Annotated in this window: 19 protein-coding genes and 1 pseudogene; 16 read left to right on the forward strand and 4 right to left on the reverse strand. The window is 38.4% G+C overall.

The genetic code is table 11. The features are described 5' to 3' along the window. Positions 1-298: 298 nt before the first annotated feature. On the forward strand, positions 299-1,636 hold the full coding sequence (locus ACQKEZ_RS09490; RefSeq protein WP_427300167.1) for an amino acid permease: 1,338 nt from the start codon (positions 299-301) through the stop codon (positions 1,634-1,636). A gap of 30 nt (positions 1,637-1,666) precedes the next feature. Here ACQKEZ_RS09490 and ACQKEZ_RS09495 read toward each other — a convergent pair whose 3' ends face one another. The 3 genes from ACQKEZ_RS09495 to ACQKEZ_RS09505 form a co-directional block, all read right to left on the reverse strand. Next, positions 1,667-2,746: a DNA alkylation repair protein gene (locus tag ACQKEZ_RS09495; RefSeq protein ID WP_427300169.1), complete on the reverse strand. Its 1,080-nt coding sequence runs from the start codon at positions 2,744-2,746 to the stop codon at positions 1,667-1,669. A gap of 186 nt (positions 2,747-2,932) precedes the next feature. Continuing rightward, on the reverse strand, positions 2,933-4,477 hold the full coding sequence (gene gntK, locus ACQKEZ_RS09500; protein ID WP_427300171.1) for a gluconokinase: 1,545 nt from the start codon (positions 4,475-4,477) through the stop codon (positions 2,933-2,935). 131 nt (positions 4,478-4,608) lie between these two features. Beyond that, on the reverse strand, positions 4,609-5,544 hold the full coding sequence (locus tag ACQKEZ_RS09505) for a nucleoside hydrolase (protein WP_427300173.1): 936 nt from the start codon (positions 5,542-5,544) through the stop codon (positions 4,609-4,611). 274 nt (positions 5,545-5,818) lie between these two features. On the opposite strand from ACQKEZ_RS09505, the pseudogene ACQKEZ_RS09510 reads away from it, so the two are divergent. From ACQKEZ_RS09510 to ACQKEZ_RS09520, 3 genes and pseudogenes are all read left to right on the forward strand, one after another. Continuing rightward, positions 5,819-5,929, forward strand: a pseudogene (locus ACQKEZ_RS09510) (IS1595-like element ISSpps1 family transposase); the annotation flags it as partial. 35 nt (positions 5,930-5,964) lie between these two features. Continuing rightward, positions 5,965-6,375: a DUF4275 family protein gene (locus ACQKEZ_RS09515; protein ID WP_427300175.1), complete on the forward strand. Its 411-nt coding sequence runs from the start codon at positions 5,965-5,967 to the stop codon at positions 6,373-6,375. A 112-nt stretch (positions 6,376-6,487) separates the two neighbouring features. Next, a complete protein-coding gene (locus ACQKEZ_RS09520; protein ID WP_427300177.1) occupies positions 6,488-8,164 on the forward strand; it encodes a hypothetical protein in 1,677 nt (558 codons plus the stop codon). 55 nt (positions 8,165-8,219) lie between these two features. Here ACQKEZ_RS09520 and ACQKEZ_RS09525 read toward each other — a convergent pair whose 3' ends face one another. Further along, positions 8,220-9,107, reverse strand: coding sequence for a LysR family transcriptional regulator (locus ACQKEZ_RS09525; protein ID WP_427300179.1), 888 nt, complete (start codon positions 9,105-9,107; stop codon positions 8,220-8,222). A 171-nt stretch (positions 9,108-9,278) separates the two neighbouring features. Between ACQKEZ_RS09525 and ACQKEZ_RS09530 the strand changes: the two genes are divergently transcribed. The 12 genes from ACQKEZ_RS09530 to ACQKEZ_RS09585 all read left to right on the forward strand — a co-directional run bounded on the left by ACQKEZ_RS09530 (position 9,279) and on the right by ACQKEZ_RS09585 (position 21,776). Further along, the gene (locus ACQKEZ_RS09530; RefSeq protein ID WP_427300181.1) at positions 9,279-10,274 is read left to right on the forward strand and encodes a LacI family DNA-binding transcriptional regulator; all 996 of its coding nucleotides are present in this window, start codon (positions 9,279-9,281) and stop codon (positions 10,272-10,274) included. A 172-nt stretch (positions 10,275-10,446) separates the two neighbouring features. Beyond that, the gene (locus tag ACQKEZ_RS09535) at positions 10,447-11,712 is read left to right on the forward strand and encodes an extracellular solute-binding protein (RefSeq protein WP_427300183.1); all 1,266 of its coding nucleotides are present in this window, start codon (positions 10,447-10,449) and stop codon (positions 11,710-11,712) included. Positions 11,713-11,794: 82 nt separating this feature from the next. Next, positions 11,795-13,102, forward strand: a complete 1,308-nt coding sequence (locus tag ACQKEZ_RS09540) for a carbohydrate ABC transporter permease (protein ID WP_427300185.1) — start codon at positions 11,795-11,797, stop codon at positions 13,100-13,102. Between the two features lies 1 nt (position 13,103). After that, complete coding sequence (locus ACQKEZ_RS09545) at positions 13,104-13,946, forward strand: sugar ABC transporter permease (protein ID WP_427300187.1); 843 nt, start codon at positions 13,104-13,106, stop codon at positions 13,944-13,946. 10 nt (positions 13,947-13,956) lie between these two features. Continuing rightward, positions 13,957-15,168, forward strand: coding sequence for a glycoside hydrolase family 53 protein (locus ACQKEZ_RS09550; RefSeq protein ID WP_427300189.1), 1,212 nt, complete (start codon positions 13,957-13,959; stop codon positions 15,166-15,168). A gap of 34 nt (positions 15,169-15,202) precedes the next feature. Beyond that, positions 15,203-17,269, forward strand: a complete 2,067-nt coding sequence (locus ACQKEZ_RS09555; RefSeq protein WP_427300191.1) for a beta-galactosidase — start codon at positions 15,203-15,205, stop codon at positions 17,267-17,269. Between the two features lie 177 nt (positions 17,270-17,446). After that, on the forward strand, positions 17,447-18,100 hold the full coding sequence (locus ACQKEZ_RS09560) for a YIP1 family protein (RefSeq protein ID WP_427300193.1): 654 nt from the start codon (positions 17,447-17,449) through the stop codon (positions 18,098-18,100). A gap of 22 nt (positions 18,101-18,122) precedes the next feature. After that, positions 18,123-18,476, forward strand: coding sequence for an uberolysin/carnocyclin family circular bacteriocin (locus tag ACQKEZ_RS09565; RefSeq protein ID WP_427300195.1), 354 nt, complete (start codon positions 18,123-18,125; stop codon positions 18,474-18,476). Positions 18,477-19,113: 637 nt separating this feature from the next. Next, on the forward strand, positions 19,114-20,238 hold the full coding sequence (locus tag ACQKEZ_RS09570) for a hypothetical protein (protein ID WP_427300197.1): 1,125 nt from the start codon (positions 19,114-19,116) through the stop codon (positions 20,236-20,238). Beyond that, positions 20,235-20,942 (forward strand): ABC transporter ATP-binding protein, encoded by a 708-nt coding sequence (locus tag ACQKEZ_RS09575; RefSeq protein ID WP_427300199.1) that lies wholly within the window; start codon positions 20,235-20,237, stop codon positions 20,940-20,942. The genes ACQKEZ_RS09570 and ACQKEZ_RS09575 overlap by 4 nt, the downstream gene beginning before the upstream one ends. Beyond that, positions 20,939-21,490: a stage II sporulation protein M gene (locus ACQKEZ_RS09580; protein WP_427300201.1), complete on the forward strand. Its 552-nt coding sequence runs from the start codon at positions 20,939-20,941 to the stop codon at positions 21,488-21,490. The genes ACQKEZ_RS09575 and ACQKEZ_RS09580 overlap by 4 nt, the downstream gene beginning before the upstream one ends. Further along, positions 21,480-21,776 (forward strand): methyltransferase, encoded by a 297-nt coding sequence (locus ACQKEZ_RS09585; RefSeq protein ID WP_427300203.1) that lies wholly within the window; start codon positions 21,480-21,482, stop codon positions 21,774-21,776. Before ACQKEZ_RS09580 ends, ACQKEZ_RS09585 begins: the two co-directional genes overlap by 11 nt. Positions 21,777-22,086: the final 310 nt, after the last annotated feature.

The raw sequence follows: 22,086 nt of genomic DNA on the forward strand, positions 1-22,086 counted from the left end.
AATGCAAATTAGGACTTTCGTAATAACATTATGTATATCGTCCGAAAAAATCATTTGTTTACGAAGCAAATGCGTCAATTTTAAAAAAGTTTTTACCAATAAACAGGTATTTTCCATCTCATATCACTAAAAATGAAAAAAGTGGTTTAAAAGGGTGGTAATTGGAATAAAAAGTGAAATAAACCATCTCTACCATTTGTTCTGTCTGAAAAATCTCTTAATTTCTTATTGACACTAGCGACCTTAAAAAAGAAAATGGAAGTTAAGCATTTTGTTAACGAAAAAAGAGGAGAACGTCATGAGCGCTAATCAGGAACAACACGAATTAAAAAAGCTTTTATCACCTCGTCACATTCGCATGATAGCGTTGGGCGGTGTCATTGGAACAGGAATTTTTAAAGGAAGTGCCGATACTATCGGTCTAGCGGGCCCCGGTGTTATTTTTTCTTATATATTTGCCGGCCTATTATTACTTATAGTCATGGGGGCTTTGGCAGAAATGGCCATCGTCTATCCTGGAAACAACCTTCGAGATCTTATTCAAATTGCGCTTGGTCAACGTTTTTCATTTGTTGTGGGGTGGGTTTATTGCTTTATGTGGCTGACAGTATGTGTGATAGAAATTATTGCAGCTGGTAGCCTATTACAATATTGGTTTCCCCATGTACCACTGTGGTCATTATGTTTACTATGCTCGTTATTAGTGATTGGCATTAACATGAACAACGTCAAATATTTTGGTGAAATTGAATTTTGGTTCGCGGGGATTAAAATTTTTGTCATTATTGCATTTATCATTCTTGGTGCAGCATTATTATTCGGTATCATCCCAAGCGAACAAAGCACGCCTGTTTTCGCAAACTATCAGGATTTTGTACCAAATGGGTGGGGAGCCGTATTTGCATCGCTCCTTGTTGTCATTTTCTCTTACGGGGGCTCTGAACTTATCGGTCTGACGATTACAGAAACGAAAGATGCTGAAAAAGTACTGCCTGGTGTTGTCAAAAGCATGATGTGGAGAATCATCTTATTTTACACGCTACCGATCATCATCATCTGTGGGCTTATTCCTTGGAATCAAATTGATCCAAACAATAGTCCATTTGTACAAGTATTTTCGTCAGCAGGAATGCAGGGCGCATCCCACTTTATCAACTTTATCTTAATTACGGCAGTCCTATCAGCTGCCAATTCTGGGATCTACGGTACAACCCGAATGATTCACTCCTTATCTAAATCAGAAGGGGGTCCTAAGAAACTCGCTGTTGTCAATAAAAGAGGCGTACCGATGTTTAGTCTTCTTGTGACAATTATTTTTCTTTTAATCGGAACGTTTTTCGCTTACTTGTACCCAGACCAAATCTTCCGCTATATTTTAGCGATTCCGGGATTTGCTGTATCGCTCATTTGGATTAGCATCTGTCTTGCACATCTAAGACTTCGACCAAGATATCCAAAAGAGCCATATTTTAAAATCTGGTTATTCCCATATTTAACGCTCTTTGCAGCACTTGTCTTAAGTACAAGCTTTGTCATGTTCCTCTTCAGAGAAGAAAATCTTCCAAGCTCCATTATCAGTATTGGCTTCTTAGTCGCTAGCGTGATTGCATCATTTTTAATGAAAAAGAAGAAATAGCCATACCGCCCGCCATATTGGCGGGCATTTTTATATGGACGCCACGTCAAAATCAATAGAAGCTTTTGGAATTCCATTGATGATAATCGTCAATGCATGTGTACCAGCATAATGCGTGCGAGTCGTCATATTTTGAAAAGATTGTGATCTCACAAATTCTCTTCGAAGATCAGTATTTGTTTCAAACTCAGTGATTTTGAAAACTTTTTGATTTCGCGTGCCTCTAGCCTTCACATAATCAATGGCATACTCCACTCGAAGCTTTAACTGTTTTTTCGCATGTAGGGTAAATTGAAAAGTTAGCTTATCACCAATCATTATGCGGTGTTTGTCCAGCTCTAAATCCGTTACTTCAATCGAAGCATCATCCCCATAGCCGAAAATCGCCAAGACGTCAGAATCACCTTTCTTTAATAACGTTCGTGATGCGTGTTTGATGATCCAATTTGTGTTTTCATTTGAGCCGTACCATTTCATCGCAACTTCCTTCATTAAATCTGGGTGTGTTTTCGATATGTCATTTAAGTGATTTGCCACACTTTTTTGAACATACCGAGCATGATCTGCTTTCAAGTTTTCTAAAATCGGAAGGGTTGGTGCCGGATTTTTCTTAAGTGCAGGCACAGTCATCCCCCACGGCAAACGGGGTCTACACCCTTCGCTTGCAAGCCGTCTGACATGTTCATTAGCATCTTGTGACCAAACATACATGTGTGAAAGCATCTTGTCTTGATCCTTTATGAGAAAAGGCCGTATAGCAAACTCTGATGTCGAATAGATCGTAAAGGTTTCAAGTGCTTTCAACGATAAATCCCAATACTCCAGCCCATATTGCTCAACATAATCAGGAAAAATGATGGCACTTAAACCCGTAAATAATGGTGCAGTACGAAGCAACACATCAAGGGCTTCCTCATATCTTTCGGGCAAACATTCATGCATCGATTCCGTTATTCTCCTCATCCGTTGCTTTAATTCAAGCTGAGCCCAATCTTCTCGGTAAACGAGTGCTTTAAACCGATTCGTATCAAAGTTTGAGTATTCCTTTTCAAGAGCATGCGAAAGCTGTTCAATAAATGATTCATGATAAATATTTTTTAATTGTTCCATTTGATCACCCTATCGTTTCGTTTACATCTATTTTAAACGAAGTTGTTATCAAATGGTTTTTTATCTCTTCATAGCGAATTCAGTGAATGACATGATACACAAAAAGAAGCAAAGCCCCGACTCAAAAGAGCGAGACTTTACTTTTTAAATAAAAACATGATCATAATAAATGCCAAAGCACTGACGTTAACGGTTTTGCTTTAATTGAAATGCGCTGATGACATCGAATTCATCTTTTAGCTTGTCATATAAACGTTCATATAAATAAAATAGTTCTATATACGTTTCATTATTTTTTACGTTCGGCTCGTGACGAGCAGATATTCGAATCCAATTCTGAACCTCTTCAATTTGTTCTATTTCTCCTAAACTATGAAGCGCTAGAACTGCTGCTCCAAGCGCAGAAGCTTCATAGCTTTCTGGCACAAGGACTTCTCTCCCCATCGTGTCTGCTAAAATTTGTCTCCATAGTGGAGATCTCGCAAATCCACCTGATGCCCGTACATCTTTGGCTGTCCCCGTTAAATCTCTTAATGCTACACCGATGGAGAAGACACTCATAATCACGCCTTCTAATACCGCTCGAATAAAATGCTCTCGCTTATGCTGAAGGTTGACACCAAAGAAGGTTCCCCTTGCATTCGGATTCCAATACGGCGCTCGTTCCCCTGTTAGAAATGGCAAGAATAGTAGCCCTTCTGAACCGGCAGGAACCTTTTCAGCAATGTCTATCATGAGATCGTATGGATCAACACCTAGACGCTTTGCCACCTCTACCTCTGAGGAAGCAAATTCATCTCTTAACCACCTAAGCATGATGCCTCCATTGTTCGTCGGCCCACCTACCACCCAATGCTTGTCCGTCAAAGAATAGCAGAATGTTCTCGATTGCTCATCCGTCATTGGCTGATCGACAACTGTTCGAACAGCACCACTCGTACCAATTGTCACAGCTACCTCACCTTTGCCAATCGCTCCCACGCCCAGATTTGCCAAAGCACCATCATTTGCACCAATAACAAATGGTGTATTCTCTTGAATTCCCATCCGAAGCGCAATCTCTGGCTGAAGCCCTCTAAGTTGATACGTTGTTGGAACGATGTCAGATAATTGATCTGCCCGAATACCAGCAATGCGAAGCGCTTCCTCATCCCATTTAAGCGCTTTCAATTGGAAAAGACCTGTTGCAGAAGCGATGGAGTAATCCACTACATATTGATCAAAGAAATGATAAAGAATGTATTCTTTGATAGAGATAAATTTAGCAGTTTGATTGAAAATATCAGGTGCCTCCTCTTTCATCCAACGCAGCTTTGAGAGCGGTGACATTGGATGGATCGGTGTACCTGTTCTTTTATAAATGTGAAACCCATCCATACTTGTTAAAATACGCTTCGCTTGTTCAGCACTTCGATTGTCTGCCCAAATGATACTGTTTGTCAGAGGTTTCCCTTGCTGATCCATCGCAATTAAAGAATGCATGGCTGTACTAATCCCGACACCGACGAGTTGTCTTGAATCAAATTTTGCCTTCGTCAATACCCCTCTGACACTAGCAATGACAGCTTCTAAAATATGCTCAGGATCTTGCTCAGCCCATGCTGGCTTTGGCTGAATTAACTCATAATAAACCGAGTGCTTCGCGATCATCTTCCCCTGCGGTCCAAACAGAACCGCTTTTGTACTTGTTGTCCCAATATCCAAACCAATTACAGCCTGTCCTTCATTCATATGTATCACGCCCCATCATTGATTTGAAATAGATTCAAAGTTTGGCTCTTTCTTATCCACTCATTATAGGAATATTTTTTTCTACATTCAACGACCATTAAAAAAGGAGCCTGTTTGGACAGACCTCGTTTCTAGGAATTGATCACTTGTGTCATCAGATCAAAAAATGAATCAGCATTTACCTCAAGACATACGTGAACATTCTTTTGTTCCCCCAACTGATGCTGAAAATCGCAAATCATTTGTCCGTCACAAAACTCACTTTTTGTTTCAACATTGACATGAAATGTCTCTGTTTTTACCAAACCTTTATCTATCGCTAAGCTGACAGCAAGTGGATCATGCATAGCACAAGCCCACATACCATGACGCTCAAAGTAACGTTGACGATAAATGTCCGTACTTTCTCGTATGTAATCAGCCAATTTTTGATTGGTGAATGCTTCAATACGTTCATCTGTTAATAAAACCTGTCTAGTGACATCTAGACCGACCTGTGTCAATGATTCAAAGCCCGCTTCCAGCACAATCTTTGCTGCCTCAGGGTCAGCATATGTGTTAAATTCAGCAACCGGCGTCACATTGCCCTGTCCCTCAACAACACCCCCCATAAAAATAACTTCCTTTACATGATGAATCAGCTCTGGACATTTCTTGATCGCCAGCGCAAGGTTGGTTAGAGGTCCTGTCAACACAAGGGTCACTTCTTTTGAATGCGCTAGAACGCTATCAATGATAAAGTCAGGTGCAAAGCCAGCATCCGCTTGTTTCTTAGGCTGGGCATCCTTCAAAGCACCACCAATCCCATCCTCACCATGCACACGATGTTCATAGTGTGGTGCGCGCAAAAGAGGTGTACTAGCTCCTTTCACCACAGGGATATTCCCTGCATCAATCAATTCGAGCACCTTACACGTATTCAGCGTCGCCGCATCCACAGATACATTCCCACAAACTGTCGTGATGCCAAGAATGTCAAACTGCTGACTTTTGACAGCCAAAATGATTCCTATCGCATCATCTATCCCTGTATCGACATCAAGAATGAGTTTCTTTTGATTGACCATTTCCAGCATCTCTCCCTTTTCCCAATCATTCTGCTTTAAATCATAGCATAATTGAGAAATGAGTAGATATGTGAACATTCTTTCAAAACATAAAATTCCATTTTAATCCTTTATTGATATATGTAATAGTATTTACTCTATAAATCAATTTATTGACATACAACATAATCCAAAAACTATTTTTAAGTATATGGTAAATAAATCAATAATACACAACAGAACAAAACATAAAAAAACTCAACCTTTAAAATAAAGAATAATTGTGATAATGATAAAAAGGACCGAAAACGATTTAAGTAAGAAAAAATCAATGCTTATTTTAGCTAGTGTTCACGGTACTTGGGAAACCGCAAAAACTTTGAGGCTAAAAGATATTGTTTTTTAACGGTTCATCTAATGGTAAAGGGGAATTTTAATAATATGAGAAATAAACAATTAAATAAAATTGAAATACCGAAATGGGGAAACTATTTACGTGGGAAATGGCGTGAAAGTTTTGCAAGTCATCTTTCAATAGAAGAACAAAAAGAGATTTGGATGGATCATTTTCTGTGGCACTTATGTAGCTGGGAAAAGGTTAAATGCCTTGAGAAGGATGAAGCAATAACAGCATTTCTTAATCAATCAAAGCATAAATGCACAATATTTTATCAATTTATTGACGAAGCTTATCTTTTTGAAAACGCAAATACACTTCCAATCAAAAAACTACCATATATCGAAGACCATATGTATTATAGTGATATTTATGTAATGGATTGGAATTACAAATGGACATTTGTTATGACACACGAAACCGATTGCGGTCCATATTTTATTCAGTTAGATTAAACAAGTTTTTCACATCCCATCGCTGATTTCTTCGGCAATCATCACCGTGTGAATCTTTTTCATGTTTCGCTCGTATATACTAAAAGAAGCTTTCATTGAAAGGAGATTTGTTGTGGGTTATATATTGTTATTCTCGTTGATCATCGGTATTATTCTAACCCTTATCCTTACACCACTTAGGCTGGTCACAAAGAAAAAAGGTGAAGGAAACCAAGTACCTGTTAGTTGGGTTGTTGGACTTGCTGCGGTCTTCACTCTCATTATTTTTGGGTTTTACTACATCACAAATTTAGATCGTAATCTCTCATCACTCTGGCTCATTGGTTTAATCGTTTCTGCCGTTGGTGCTTTTTTTGCTTCTGGATTGGAGCGAAAAGTAAAAGGTGTTTTATTTCTCATTTTCCTTTTACTTGGCATTTATATGGCAAGTGCTTTTCTCTTTAATGCAAATGAAAAATTCGACGTGTCTAAAATGGAACAAAAAGTCGAAATCAAACCTTTTGACGAAACGGAAACACCTGCAAGTGTGCCACCTCAATTCGCTCGGAACAAAATGAAGAAATCATTTGGACAAGTGCCTAACACAAGCTACTATGAGCTTGGCAGTCTGCAAATTCAAAAGGTCAATGGCGAGTATGTCTATATTGCCCCTGTTGAATTTTCCGATTTCTTTAAATGGATAAGATCAGGCAGCACACCTGGTTACTTTACATTAAGTGCCACAGATTCGTCTGCTAATCCAAAGTTTATTAAAACAGAAATGGTTTATACACCGTCCTCTTATTTCAACAAGGAAATTGAGCGGCACATCCGCCTTCAATATCCTGATCTGATCTTTTATGGTGAATCACAGCTTGAAATTAATGACGAAGGAAAACCTTATTACGTGCAAACGTATGGTGACTTTATTTCTGCACGGAATGGCTTTAAAGCAGCGGGCGTTGTGGTTGTCGATGCAAAAAGTGGAGAAACGAAGCACTATTCCCTAGACAAAACACCATCCTTTATTGACGGAGCTGTTTCACCAGAGTCTGTCAGCTTGCAAAACAGCTACTTTGGTAACTATGTACACGGTTTTTGGAATAGTCTTTTTGGAAAATCGGATGTGAAGCTGCCTTCTGATGAAGGAACAGAAGCAAATGTGAGTCCAGTATTTGATGCAAGCGGAGATATGTACTACTTTACGGATTTCACAAGCCCGAAAGAGGGCGTTGATTCCATGCTCGGGTACTCTCTGACAAATGCCCGAACAGGAAAAGCAACTTACTACACAGGTAATCTTGAAGAATCTTATATGGATTCCCAAGGAGCATTGCAAATTATTGAAAAACGCTTTATCGAGAAAAAATGGAAGGGTCGCATGCCAATTCTCTATAATTTCTATGGTGAAGCAAGCTGGCTAACACCAGTACTGGATTCTAATGGCTTCCTACAAAACTATTTCATTGTGTCTGCGGCGAATCCCGAAATTACGGCTTATGGATCTACCCCAAATGAAGCATTGAAGCTTTATAAAACCGCACTACAAAAAGGCGGGGGTACCGTAAATGGTACGTCTAAGCAAGAAAAGAAAGAAACAACTGGTAAAATCAAACGGGTATATAAAGAAAAAACTGGTGACTACACTGTTGTTTCCTTCCTATTAAATGATGGGAAAAACTACACAATGTCATCTGAAAAAGAGCCGCTCGTCATCTATTTAAAAGAAGGCGATGAGGTGAATATAAAATATACAGACACAGGTGAGATTTTCTTCCCAGTGGACGAACTGAAAATCAAAGGACTATAAAAAAAAGACGTTTCTTACATGATGTAAGGAACGTCTTTTTGATCGCCTTAATTGATCAGCGGGCATTTTCCTTTTTCAACAGCTCAACCAATAGTTCTTTATTTTTATTCCCACCCGTCATTGGTGACTCAATATACGAGAATTTCCGTTTAAAATCCATCCCTCTGACACGAATAACGGTTAGTTCTCCACCAATACTGCCTCTTTGCAGGACGTACTTAGATAAAACCGATAGGCCCATGCCATGAATCACTGCTTCTTTGATGGCTTGATTGCTACTAAAGGTGACGAAAGTTCTTGCCTTTAACCCGTTTGATTTCAATACATGCTGTAAATATTCACCTGTACCCGATCCCTTTTCTCTCGTTATCCACGTTTCGTTTTGGAGCTGGTCGATGGTCACATCCTTTCTTTTAGCAAACGGATGATCAAGAGGTGCAACGATGTACAATTCATCCTCTAGAAAGGTTTCGACGGACAGCTCTTTGTCATTGGTCTGTCCCTCAATTAAACCAATGTCTACATGAAACAGGCGAACATGTCTGGCAATGGCTTCAGTATTATCAATCACGACTTCAATATCAACGTCTGGATACAATTGATGAAACTCTGATAATATGTGCGGCAGTACGTACTCCCCTATCGTAAAGCTCGCCCCTATGGTTAACTTCCCTCTTGCTAGATGATGATGCTCATAAATGTCCTGCTTCGCTTGTTCATACAGACGAATGATTTGCTTTGAACGATGATACAGCATATCCCCTGTAGGTGTCACCGTTAATTGCTTCGGTGAGCGATTAAGCAGAACTGTCTGAAATTCCTGCTCCAAGTTTTTAATATGAAGACTGACGCTCGGCTGAGAAATACGCAGTGATTTCGCTGCTTTTGTGAAGTTCTTCTCCTCTACCACTGTCACAAACGTCTTCAATGCATCATAATACATCTGTCCCTCTCCTATCAGAAATCTTAATCCATCTCTTTCATTACATATATTTTACTAATGATTCTCTCCCTCGTAAAGAAAAGAACTTCACTACAGTATTTAATAAAAATATTTACTAATATTTTTAAAGCACCTATACTGTAGAGAGATATTCCAACAGGAGGTGCTGACTTGGCAGCAAAAATGAAGGACATTGCTGAAAAAGCAGGGCTATCCATTGCCACTGTATCTCGGGTGCTCAATCAAGATCCAACTTTATCTGTAACGGATCAAACACGAGAGAAAGTTTATGCAGCGGCTGAAGCTTTGTCCTATCAAAAGAAAACATTTAAGCATTCTTTAAAAAAAATCGCCTTTCTTTATTGGATGACAGAAAAAGAAGAACTTGAAGATATTTATTTTAAGTCAATTCGTCTTGGTATTGAAGAACAGACCAACATTCGCAGCTTAAATGTTACCGCTTACACACCTGCGGATGGCGTAAAAGCCATTGATCCTATGACTGAGGGAATCATTGCAATCGGACGTTTTAGAAAATCAGAATTGGACCACCTTTATTCCATTACAAAACATGTCGTCTTTATTGATACATCACCAGATGAAGAACGATTCGACTCCGTTAAGCCCAACTTGAAACGAATTGTTGAAAAGATTGTGGATCATTTTAGAGAGAAGAACCATGAGGCTATTGGATTCATTGGCGGCAACAATATTGACCTTGATACGAATACACGTATTCCTGACATTCGGGAAACCACCTTTCATCAATACACAGCATCTCTCGGCATGTTTGATGAACGCTTTATCTATATCGGTAATCAATTTTCAGTAAATGAAGGCTACTCTTTAATGATGAAAGCCATTGATGATCTTGGAGATGATTTGCCAACTGCCTTTTGCATTGCAAGTGATCCTCTCGCCATTGGCTGTTTACAGGCTTTAAATGAGCGCGACTACTCTTTACCAAACCGCGTGAGTTTATTTAGTATCAATGACATTCACGTATCGCAATATGTGTCCCCGCCATTGACGACTTATCACATCCATACATCACTGCTTTGTGAGACAGCGGTCGACCTGTTACTTGAAAGACTTGTGGATGGTAGAACTTTATCCAAAACAGTGCTTATTGCCTCAGAGCCTGTTTTCCGAAAAAGTACAAAATAAACACAAGAAGCCCATCCTTCACGAGGAGGGCTTCTTTTCACCCACAATCAGTAAAATATTTTACTTAATTAATTTAATAAAATGTGTTTACTTTTTTTACTCAACTTGATATTCTCACATTAAGAAAGCGTTTTCTTAAATACTTTGAACATAGAACGAGAGGGGAATACCTATGAATCAAGCAAAATGGTCGAAAATCGCGGCAGTCTTTGCCACTGCTACACTTTTGTTAACAGCATGCGGACCAGGAAATGACAACACGAGCAATACACAATCGACCACTACAGGTACAAAGACCTTGCTAGTTTGGGAGGACGTGAAAAAGTCAGACGGCATTAAAGACGCTGTCAAAGAGTTTGAAAAGAGTCATGATGTGAAAATTAAAGTCGTTGAAAAAGCATATGCTGATCAACTTGAAGCTCTCCGTCTTGATGGTGCAGCAGGTATAGGCCCTGATGTCATCACCACTCCTCACGATCAAATTGGCACTGCTGTGACTGAAGGCCTGTTGCAAGAACTTAAGCCAGCTCAGAAAGTCACTGATACATTCACGAAAGAATCTATCCAATCACAAACTGTGGACGGAAAGCTGTATGGTTTACCAAAATCAGTTGAAACCACAGTCCTTTTCTACAATAAAGACCTTGTAAAAAAAGCACCTGACACCCTTGATGGCTGGTACGATCTGTCTAAAAGCATGACAAAGGGCGACAAATATGGATTCATCGCAAAATGGGATGAAATTTATTATGCACAAAGTGTGTTAGGTGGTTATGGAGGCTATATTTTCAAGCAAGGAAAAGACAACTCATATGATGTAAAAGACATCGGTTTAAATAACAAAGGGGCCATTGAAGGTGGAAAGTACATTCAAAAATTCTTTAAGGAAGGGCTCTTTCCAAAAGGGATGATTGGCGAGCAAGGGATTAACGTGCTCAACTCTTTATTTACAGAGAAAAAGGCAGCAGCTGTTATTTCTGGTCCGTGGTCATTTGGTCCTTATAAAGAAGCTGGCATTCAATACGGTGTGTCAGAATTGCCAACACTGCCGAACGGTAAGCATATGAGCTCTTTCTTAGGTGTTAAAAGCTATAACATCTCCTCTTATTCTAAAAACAAAGAACTAGCTGAGCAGTTTATCGAATTTTTAACAAACTATGATAACTCGAAAAAACGCTTTGAAATCACAGAGGAAATCCCACCAGTGAAAAAATTGATGGAAGATCCGATCATCACCGAAAACACAAATGCAAGTGCGGTATCAAAGCAAACGAAATACGCCACGCTGACACCAAACAATCCTGAATTGAACGAAGTTTGGAAACCGATTGATAGTGCCCTTCGTCTTATCGCAACGAATCGCACAGATGTGAAAAAAGCGCTGGATGACGCTGTCAAAACCATTGATTCACAAATTAAAGCAAATCATTCTAAATAACGTGACATAGCCGGGCAATCTTGACATATCATACAGACTGCCCGTGCTTAATTACAATTCATACATGAAGTAGGTGTTAGACATGACGGGTAACCTTGAACTAGACCGCACACAGACAGTCGAATCTAAAACACATCGGAGACGGGCGCTAATGTTCTCCGTTATACCCGGTATGGGGCAAATATATCTTAAACAGTACGGCAAAGGGGCGCTCTTTTTCTTATTCGGAGTCTCTTTTCTCATCGTGTTTTATGATTTGTTTAATATTGGATTTTGGGGACTTTTTACACTTGGCACGATGCTTCCGCGTGACAACTCTATTTTTCTCTTAGCTAAAGGGATTATTGCACTGCTCACAGCAGGATTTGGCATTGGATTTTACATATTCATGATACGTGATGCTTATGTAAACGGAGTAAAACGGGATCGAGGGATCGCTCTAGGTTCCATCAGGGCGCAATATCACCAACTACTCGGGCAAGGCTTTCCATACTTAATGAGCTCTCCCGCATTCTTTTTACTTCTTTTCTCTGTTGTCTTTCCTATCATGTTTAGCTTTGCGCTAGCGTTTACAAACTATGATTTATACCATTCACCGCCTGCCAACCTTGTTGATTGGGTCGGCTTAAAGAACTTTCAGAACATGTTCACTATCGACATTTGGCGGGATACGTTTATCGACGTGCTTGGCTGGACGGTTATTTGGACGTTAGTCGCCACCACCCTCCAATGCACTCTAGGCATTTTTCTTGCCGTATTGCTCAATCAAAAGGATTTAAAAGGAAAACGATTTTTTAGAACGATTTTGATTTTACCGTGGGCAGTACCTGGATTTGTCACCATTTTAGTATTCGCTGGATTGTTTAATGACACGTTTGGTGCGATCAATCATACTTTGCTAGCCTCTATTGGTATTGATCCAAAACCTTGGCTCACAGATCCTTTCTGGAGCAAAATTGCACTGATTGTCATGCAAACATGGCTTGGTTTTCCGTTTGTTTTCATTATGACCACGGGTGTCTTGCAAGCGATTCCAGAGGATTTATATGAAGCGGCTACTATTGATGGTGCAAACTTTTTTCATAAATTCCGCTCCATTACATTGCCACTGGTGCTCTATTCCATCGCACCGATTTTAATTACGCAGTACACATTTAATTTTAATAACTTTAACATCATTTACTTATTTAACGGTGGAGGGCCACCTGTTGCCGGCTCAACTGCAGGAGGTACGGATATTCTTGTTTCCTGGATTTATAAGCTGACGATGCAATCTTCTCAGTATGCCCTTGCTGCGGCGGTCACCATTTTGCTTTCTTTATTTGTTATTTCCATTGCGTTATGGCAATTCAAAAAGACCAGTTCATTCAAAGAGGAGGACATGATGTGATATGGGATCAAAACAGAAAAAACTCGTCCGTCTTAGTATCACCTATCTCATTCTTTTGATCGCCTCCATCTGCATTGTGTATCCACTGCTTTGGGTAATTGGGGCATCCTTTAACCCAGGGAATAGCCTAATGAGTACAACCATGTTCCCAAAGAATCCAACCTTTAGCCATTTCACTGAATTATTTTTTGGTGACGGGGCGCTTTATGCAAAGTGGTATATGAACTCTATGAAAATTAGTATAGCGACAATGATTTTAACGCTGATTCTCGTTAGTTTCACTGGCTATGTCTTTTCACGTTTTCGGTTTAAAGGGCGTAAGAATGGTTTGATGCTCTTTTTACTTTTGCAAATGATTCCACAATTTTCAGCGCTTATTGCGATCTTTGTGCTTGCACAAATGCTTGGCCTCATTAACAGCCATTTGGCATTGATTTTGATTTATGCAGGTGGACAAATTCCGATGAATACCTATTTAATGAAAGGTTACCTTGATGCCATTCCTAAGGATCTTGACGAATCCGCCAGAATAGATGGCGCAGGACACTTCAGGATTTTCCTACAAATTATCATGCCGCTTGCCAAACCCATTTTAGCTGTTGTTGCGATTAACTCATTTACCGGACCTCTTGGTGATTTCATCATATCAAGCGTCATTGTTCGCTCACCCGAAATGTATACGCTCCCAATCGGTCTATACAATCTCGTCTCAGACAAAATGGGAGCCAGCTACACGACCTTTGCAGCCGGGGCATTACTCATTGCGATTCCAGTCGCTTTGTTGTTTCTTGTACTACAAAAACAATTTGTTTCCGGTCTCACGCAGGGCGGGACAAAAGGATAGGAGAGACAAGATGAAAAAATGGATGATTATGTGTGTCGTTGTTCTGCTTATGATTGGACTAGGAGTGCCACCGCAAGCGCAAGCGGCAGATACCATCTCCGTCAAACCCATCAATGGACTGAAAAGTGATTTTATCAAAGGGGCTGACATCTCCATGCTCGCCGAAGTCGAAAAAAGCGGCGGTCGATTCTATGATCAGAATGGAAACCAAGTCGATTCACTCAAGCTATTAAAAGACAAAGGGGTCAACTATGTTCGAATCAGACTTTGGCATAACCCTTACGACACCAGCGGACGCGCTTATAACGGAGGAACGAACGACTTAAATACGGCGATTGCATTATCCAAACGAGCAAAAGCATTGAATTTAAAAATCCTCCTTGATTTCCATTACAGTGATTTTTGGACAGATCCAGGCAAACAATTTAAACCAAAAGCTTGGGCATCCTTATCACAAAGTGATTTAGAAAAAGTAGTCGGGACATACACAAAGGATGTTCTGAATACACTTAAAGCACAAAATGCACTTCCAAATATGGTACAGGTCGGGAACGAATTGAATTCCGGCATGCTGTGGCCAAACGGGAAAAGCTGGGGTGAAGGTGGCGGAGAATTTGATCGCCTAGCCGCTTTATTAAGAGCTGGAACAAATGCAGTCCGATCCGTAGATTCAAAGATCAACATCATGCTTCATTTAGCACATGGTGGTGACAATGGAGCCTTCCGCTGGTGGTTTGATGAGATCACAAAACGCAACGTAGCATTCGATACGATCGGTTTATCTTACTATCCATATTGGGATGGCGGATTCAGCGGATTGTCGACCAATATGAACGACATCAGTGCCCGCTATAACAAAGATGTAATTGTTGTTGAAACTGCCTATGGATTTACAACTGCAAATGGCGACAATCTCGCTAATACATTTAATGAGGAATCTGTCAAAACTGTCGGTTATCCAGCTTCACCACAAGGTCAAGCCACTTATATTCGAGACATGGCAGAGCAAGTATCTAACGTAAGAAACAATCGGGGTAAGGGCTTCTTTTACTGGGAACCGCTTTGGATTCCTGCAAAGGGTGCACCATGGTCAAGTCAATATGGTCTGACCTACATTCAAACAACCGGCACGATTGGAAACGCATGGGAAAACCAAGCCATGTTTGATTTCAATGGAAAAGCCCTGCCTTCCCTTGATGTTTTCAAACAAATGACACCGTGAATGAAATAGAGAAATAGAAAAGGACGTGATAAGTATGGGAGAACGCTATCCTCTCGTGCATCCAAACGTAAAAGGCTTTTTACATGGAGGTGACTATAACCCAGATCAATGGCTCCATATGCCAGAAATCATAGATGAAGATTTTCGCCTCATGAAACTCGCACACTGTCAGACATTTTCTGTGAACATATTTGCTTGGAGCAAGCTAGAGCCAACAGAAGGTGAGTACGATTTTGAATGGCTAGATGATATTATGGACAGATTGGCAGAGCAAGGAGCTCATGCGATTCTTGCCACGCCAAGCGGTGCAAGACCCGCTTGGCTCTCACAAAAATACCCAGAGGTACTGAGAGTAGAAGCAAATCGAAAACGCAATTTACATGGTTTGAGACATAACCACTGCTTTACCTCACCCGTTTATCGGGAAAAAGTAAAAAAAATCAACCGACTGCTAGCTGAACGCTACCATGATCATCCAGCACTGATTATGTGGCATATATCCAATGAATACGGCGGTGAATGTCACTGTGATTTGTGCCAAGATGCATTTAGAGCTTATCTCAAAAAACAATACAACCATGACCTTAAAGCATTAAATGAAGCTTGGTGGACAGGATTCTGGAGTCATACGTACAGCGATTGGTCACAGATTGAATCGCCAGCTCCTCATGGAGAAAGTATGGTTCACGGCATGAATCTAGACTGGAAACGATTTGTGACAGAACAAACCATTCATTTTTATCAAAATGAAATTGAACCAATCCGTGAATTAACACCGCAGATTCCGATTACAACAAACTTCATGGGGAATTACCCGCATATGCGGCCGTTCCTTGGTTTAGATTATCATCAATTTGCAAAAGAAGTTGATGTCATCTCTTGGGATAGCTATCCTGCGTGGCATAGCGGTAGAGAAACAACAGCAGAGCTTGCCTCCAATGTAGCCTTTGTCCACGATCTCTATCGGTCACTCAAAGATGGTCAGCCTTTCCTTTTGATGGAGAGCACGCCGGGTATGGTCAACTGGCATGAGACCAATAAGGTAAAACATAAAGGTATGGCACACCTATCTGCCATTCAAGCCATTGCACATGGATCTGATTCAGTTCTCTATTTCCAATGGAGACAAGGGCGTGGCGCCTCTGAAAAATTCCATAGTGCAGTCGTTGATCATTCTGGGCATGAGCATACACGCATCTTCCAAGAGGTCGCAGATCTTGGGAAGCAACTAGAACAGCTACAGCCGATTGCTGGTACATCCGTACAACCAGATGTCGCCATTTTATATGATTGGGAAAACCATTGGGCGATTGACGATGCACAATGCTTAAATAATACAAACAAGCGGTATGTTGAAGCCTGCCAGACCCACTATCGAAGCTTTTGGAAAAAGGGCATTCCAGTGGACGTCATTGGGATGGAAAAAGACTTCTCATCCTATCGTGTACTAATAGGCCCTATGCTTTATATGCTGAAGCCAGGAGTTGCAGAAAAAATTGAAGCTTTCGTCAAAGCTGGCGGTACATTTATCGCAACGTATTGGAGTGGAATTGTCAATGAACACGACCTCTGCTTCCTCGGTGGCTTCCCAGGACCACTTCGAGATGTACTAGGCATTTGGGCAGAAGAAATCAACACATTAATGCCAGATGAACATTACATGCTGACGCTTGACAATGGCCGCACCTATCACATCGAACAATATTGCGAACGAATTCATCCAAAAACAGCCTCTGTTCTAGGACATTATAAAAATGGCTGCTATGACGGTGAGCCGGCACTAACCGTCAATGCGATCGGAAAAGGAAAAGCCTATTATATGGCTTCTGAAAACGAGCAAGCCTTTTATGATGAATTTTACGGGGGTTTAATTGCAGACATTGGCCTTAAACCCCTTGTCTCTTCTTCCATTCCAGAAGGTGTCAGCATTCAAAAACGAACAGATGGCACACATGATTATCTGTTTATCATGAACTTTACAGAGGAAGAACAAACTGTATCTCTAGCAACGGGTGATGTTTACAAAGATATGTTGACTGGACAGAGCATATCAAATCAACTACTTCTCGGAACCTATGACTATTTTATATTAAAAAGATAGAAAAAAAAGAGCACCTGTAATAGGTGCTCTTTCCTATTAGAATTCATTTTTTACAGATCAATAAAACCTATCAAAACATGAATATTGAAAATGCCCCCTTGATCAAACATTGTAAAATATGGTATTTTAAATTACATTAACATACAAAAATAACATTAATATACATAAGGAGCGTGTATGGGAACAAAAATCAATTTCATCACCATTATTCATAATTTCATATTTTCTCCTACTGATTTTTTTATCTATACCAATTCTAGAAAAAAGAACTATCGTCATTCCTGGCTAGTTTTTCTCTCCATATTATGTCTATTTTTAGGGTTTTATTTAGCGATATTCCCAACAATCTCATCTCTAATTAATGATTCCTTTAGAGAAAACGATATTGAGTATACAGGTGATATCAGTCATCTCATATTGAGTATTACATTCGTTTTAGGAATTATCCAATTTACCTCTATGGTTCTTATTAGCTTTTTTATCTTACATATAATCGGAATATTGTTTGGCGGAACTGCAACTGCAAAGACATTTTTCCCTAGTTTTGTTTATTCTATCATGCCCATAGGTTTAAAATTCACTATCTTAATTGTATTCACCTTTTTTTGGGATAGTGATTTTGCTTTCTCTATTATTTATCCGAAAACTCAAATGCCACTTGATATCATCATGAACATTATATATGATCCTTTTTTTTGGTGGTCTACGATTCTAGGCTGTGTCGCTTTAAAAGAAATACACCAACTTTCTCTTAAGAAAAGTATGACGATCATTAGTATTACAATATCGTTAGGTATTATTTCACTTTTAACAACTAGTTTATTTTTTTAAACTAAAAGGAGGTGATACAATAATGAAAGTAAAAAACAGCAATATTTTCAAAATAGCAAGTGTAACTGGTGTTTTGTGTCTTCTAACAATTGCGACTTTCTTTATGGGGTCTTCTGAAGGTGTTTTCACAAATTTAGCTTCTATTGATTTGAGTGCAAGTAACCAATTTGCTTTAGATCTTGCTACAAACTTAGGTATAAGTAAAAAAACGGCTTATGCGGCTATCGGCATTATTTTAACAACAGGTGATGTACTGACTATTCTTAGCCTACTAGCTGTTGTTTTGGGTGGGGCTGGTCTAGTGACAGCTGCAATGGTGGCTACAGCGAAAAGCCTAGCTAAAAAATACGGAAAAAAATACGCAGCTGAATGGTAATTTAATAATTCTTAAGGGTTGAGGAGGGTTTTATACTCCTCATTCCCTATTTTTCAGGGGGACTATACCCATGCTTAATAAAAGGGTACTAATTGCTAATTTTAAACTCACTTACAGAAGAACACTGAATAGATTCATTTATTTTTTCCCTTCAAGCGAAAACCTTCTTAAATCAAATAAGATTCTATTTGTGTTTTTACCATTCTTCTTAGTCTATTTATTTATTCTTTTTCAAATCTCGGAGCTTTTTTTAACAGAGGTGCCAACTTACATACTGCACATAGGCACTAACTTTATTGTGTTCATTTTTGTATTAAATCTTTTGAAATCATCTACTGATATCATGCATCGATATGCGTATCCTGAAGATTACCTTCTTCTATATACGTTAAAAACGAATCCTAAAAAAATTTTAATAGCTCGTTTTTTCACCACAATTTTTTTAAATGTCTTTTTTAAAATGTCTTTTTTATTGTTTCCTATTCTCTTTTTTCTAACTGAACATCCATATGAACGAATCTTTTCAATACTATTTTTTCCTTCATTTCTCATTTTCGTAGTCGGATTAACAAGTCTATTTTCAGCACTTATATATATTATCTACTCTAAATATTTGCATACAGTTATTAATTCTTGGATGAAAAGTTTATCTTCGTTTCTATTGGTTGTCTGTTTATCAGCTATATCCGCTACCTTTTTTGGATGGCTCGGTCTTACATATTTTTATCATCATGACATGCTTGAAGCCATTATGAATCTTACAAACCAATTCAATTTAGATATGCTCTTTACCGTCCAATGGCTTCCAACTAATTGGATGAAGCTGTCCTTAAGCAATGTACAATCATTTGCTCTTTATTCTTTCAGTTATGTGCTTTTAGGTGGTGTCTTCCTTTTCATCTCATATCAATTGATTTTCCGTGTGATTGACGTAAAAGAGACGATACCAGTTAACTCGATTCCTAGCGTTCATCAATTGAAAATTTCTTTTAGATTTTTACTAAAGTTGCTACCAAGACAAAACTTGGCTATTTTAAAAAAAGATTTTATCGCTTTAATGCGTGCCAATTTCACAATTAAAAAACGTCTAATGCTAGCTTGCAATATGATCGCAGTAGAAATAGGCGTGCTAGTTGGACTATGTCTTAACCAAAGATGGTTTGATTTCTCAGACCTTTTTGTGATCTATCCTGTATTATTTGCAGTTACATATAATGTGTCTCTTTTAGGAGATGGTTTGTTAGGAATCACCTCCGCAGACGCAGAACGTGAAAATTTATATATTTATAAAAACTCTGGGGCTTCCATTTTTAAATTGATTGCAGGTAAGTCTTTATTGCACTTATCTGTCATTCTCATTTTAATGAATACACTATTTTTGTGTATATTGTTGATATTCCATTTAGATTTCATGACAAAGTTCATCTTGTTCGTGATGATCAATTCTATAAGTATTATCATTGGGGTTGGACAAATCATTGGAACATTCTTATATCCAAGATTGGATTGGGAAAATGTTGATGATATCGGTTCATCTGTCAAAGCTTCTTTTTTTGAACATACTATTTTAGGTATCCTTTTGGCATTTAACCTTCAATTATATGGCATAACCGGTGTACTCATTTCATTTCATATAATAAATAAAGAGATTTTCTTTTTCGTCATTTTTCTTGCTACAACTTTATTTATGATTGCAATAGGGTTCTTTTATTACTTCTGGATTAAAAGGATTGGGACTAAAAATTGGGAGATGAAAGCATGAATATAGATAACGTCTCTTTTAAATATAAAGACAGACTCGTTCTTGATTCTATTCATTTAAAAATAGAAAAAGGTCAAGTATATGGATTATTAGGTCCAAATGGAGCTGGAAAGTCTACTCTTTTGAAATGCATTCTAGGTATCGTAAAACCTCATACTGGTAGAATTACTGTCAAAGGCAAGACCTTGGAAAATGGAAGGTCAGATTACCTTAAAGATATAGGATATGTTCCAGATGCACCTTTTATTTATCATTACTTAACACCTAGAGAGTACCTTGAATTTGTTGCAGATCTTCAGGAGATCCCTTATGAAATAAAAGATCATAAAATCGATTCCTTACTCACTCAATTCAATCTAAGAGATCAGGAAAATGACATGATCTCTACTTTTTCCTTTGGGATGAAGCATAAATTATCTGTTGCGGGAGCAATTATACACGAACCAGAAATATTGATTTTAGACGAGCCATTGGGTGCTTTTGATCCTCCAACGACAAAAATGATGAAGTGTTTTCTAAAGCAATATGCTTCACAGGGGAAATCTGTGATCATGTCTACTCACCTTGTCAATATTGCGCAACAACTCTGTGATAAAGTTGGCATATTAATTAATGGGAATATTTTAAAAGAATATATTCATTTAAAAGAAATAGCTGACTTTGAAGATCTCATTATTCATGATATGGATGCACAAATCAGATGAAACAGATAGCAAAAAGAAATGTCCGTATTCTCACCATGGCAAGCTCTTTTTACATTATAGGGTTGATTCTTGGTGGTTTGTTCAATGATATTCTTCCTGGTTTCAGTATGGAGAGTACTCAAAACATGACTGTTTTAGATTTTTTCAAACATAATTATTTAGCCAATTTGTTCTTAATTTTCACCATGTTTACTTTTGGCATTTTCACATCTGTCCTGTTATTAATGAATGGATTTTTAGTCAGCCTATCATCTTTTCACAGTATTGAGAACGGTAATGACACCTTATTTATTCTCACTGCTTTGTTACCTCATGGGTTATTTGAGATCCCTGCTATGGTCTTATCTGGGGCACTCGGTTTTAAATTATTAGACTTCGTTTATATGAAGGTTAGAGGTAAACACTTTTCCGAAAAATGGTTTTTGATAGATGCTCTATTCTTTTTAGTGTTGATATCTCTCCTTACAATACTTGCAGCTATCGTTGAAGCATTATTAACTCCATTTTTACTAAAAAAACTATTAGTAGGGGGTCCATATGTTTTTTAATAAAAAACAAATAGATAAGTTACTTGATCATAACGAAGAAGAGAATGAAAATTTGAAGAATAAAATAGATACATCATTCATGATCGTATTCTATTTTTCAATTCTTTTATCAATCTGTACATTTTTCTTTGATTATAAATATTTTCTGATCACTTTATTCGGTCCGACAGTTTTAGTTACTTTGATAAATCCACCTTTTCAACAACAAAAAGGACTGTATCGATTGTTTGCTGCTCTATATTTAGTCCTTTTAATGGCTGCCACCTATTTTTGGGTTCAAAAATAACATCTTCTGGAGATGAGCGTCCTACATGGGCGCCTTTTTCATTACCAAGCCAAAAAGATTAGTTTATTTTGGGATATATTTCTTTTTATTAATATTTTTCTATTTTTTTATGTTATATCGACAATCAAAGGTCTTTCTCATAATACATTTTATTTTATATAAATTTTTAAAATTCTTTCAGTCTGCATAAACATTGGTTTTCCATTCCTTATATACCATTATATAGGTATGAAAGCGGTTGCCTGTCCCTCCTAATTTTGATACTATTTTTTCACATACAGTTTTGACTGTATTGTTTATTATTGGATTT

The organism is Bacillus sp. NPDC077027, assembly GCF_050269555.1.
Classification (GTDB): domain Bacteria; phylum Bacillota; class Bacilli; order Bacillales; family Bacillaceae; genus Bacillus.

Coding starts and splice junctions, on each gene's coding strand:
- ACQKEZ_RS09575 (WP_427300199.1), top strand. CDS start 20,235: ATGAATATAGATAACGTCTCTTTTAAATATAAAGACAGACTCGTTCTT.
- ACQKEZ_RS09565 (WP_427300195.1), top strand. CDS start 18,123: ATGAAAGTAAAAAACAGCAATATTTTCAAAATAGCAAGTGTAACTGGT.
- ACQKEZ_RS09545 (WP_427300187.1), top strand. CDS start 13,104: ATGGGATCAAAACAGAAAAAACTCGTCCGTCTTAGTATCACCTATCTC.
- ACQKEZ_RS09515 (WP_427300175.1), top strand. CDS start 5,965: ATGAGAAATAAACAATTAAATAAAATTGAAATACCGAAATGGGGAAAC.
- ACQKEZ_RS09580 (WP_427300201.1), top strand. CDS start 20,939: ATGAAACAGATAGCAAAAAGAAATGTCCGTATTCTCACCATGGCAAGC.
- ACQKEZ_RS09540 (WP_427300185.1), top strand. CDS start 11,795: ATGACGGGTAACCTTGAACTAGACCGCACACAGACAGTCGAATCTAAA.
- ACQKEZ_RS09490 (WP_427300167.1), top strand. CDS start 299: ATGAGCGCTAATCAGGAACAACACGAATTAAAAAAGCTTTTATCACCT.
- ACQKEZ_RS09495 (WP_427300169.1), bottom strand. CDS start 2,746: ATGGAACAATTAAAAAATATTTATCATGAATCATTTATTGAACAGCTT.
- ACQKEZ_RS09550 (WP_427300189.1), top strand. CDS start 13,957: ATGAAAAAATGGATGATTATGTGTGTCGTTGTTCTGCTTATGATTGGA.
- ACQKEZ_RS09505 (WP_427300173.1), bottom strand. CDS start 5,544: ATGGTCAATCAAAAGAAACTCATTCTTGATGTCGATACAGGGATAGAT.
- ACQKEZ_RS09525 (WP_427300179.1), bottom strand. CDS start 9,107: ATGTATTATGATGCATTGAAGACGTTTGTGACAGTGGTAGAGGAGAAG.
- ACQKEZ_RS09570 (WP_427300197.1), top strand. CDS start 19,114: ATGAAAAGTTTATCTTCGTTTCTATTGGTTGTCTGTTTATCAGCTATA.
- gntK (WP_427300171.1), bottom strand. CDS start 4,477: ATGAATGAAGGACAGGCTGTAATTGGTTTGGATATTGGGACAACAAGT.
- ACQKEZ_RS09535 (WP_427300183.1), top strand. CDS start 10,447: ATGAATCAAGCAAAATGGTCGAAAATCGCGGCAGTCTTTGCCACTGCT.
- ACQKEZ_RS09585 (WP_427300203.1), top strand. CDS start 21,480: ATGTTTTTTAATAAAAAACAAATAGATAAGTTACTTGATCATAACGAA.
- ACQKEZ_RS09555 (WP_427300191.1), top strand. CDS start 15,203: ATGGGAGAACGCTATCCTCTCGTGCATCCAAACGTAAAAGGCTTTTTA.
- ACQKEZ_RS09560 (WP_427300193.1), top strand. CDS start 17,447: ATGGGAACAAAAATCAATTTCATCACCATTATTCATAATTTCATATTT.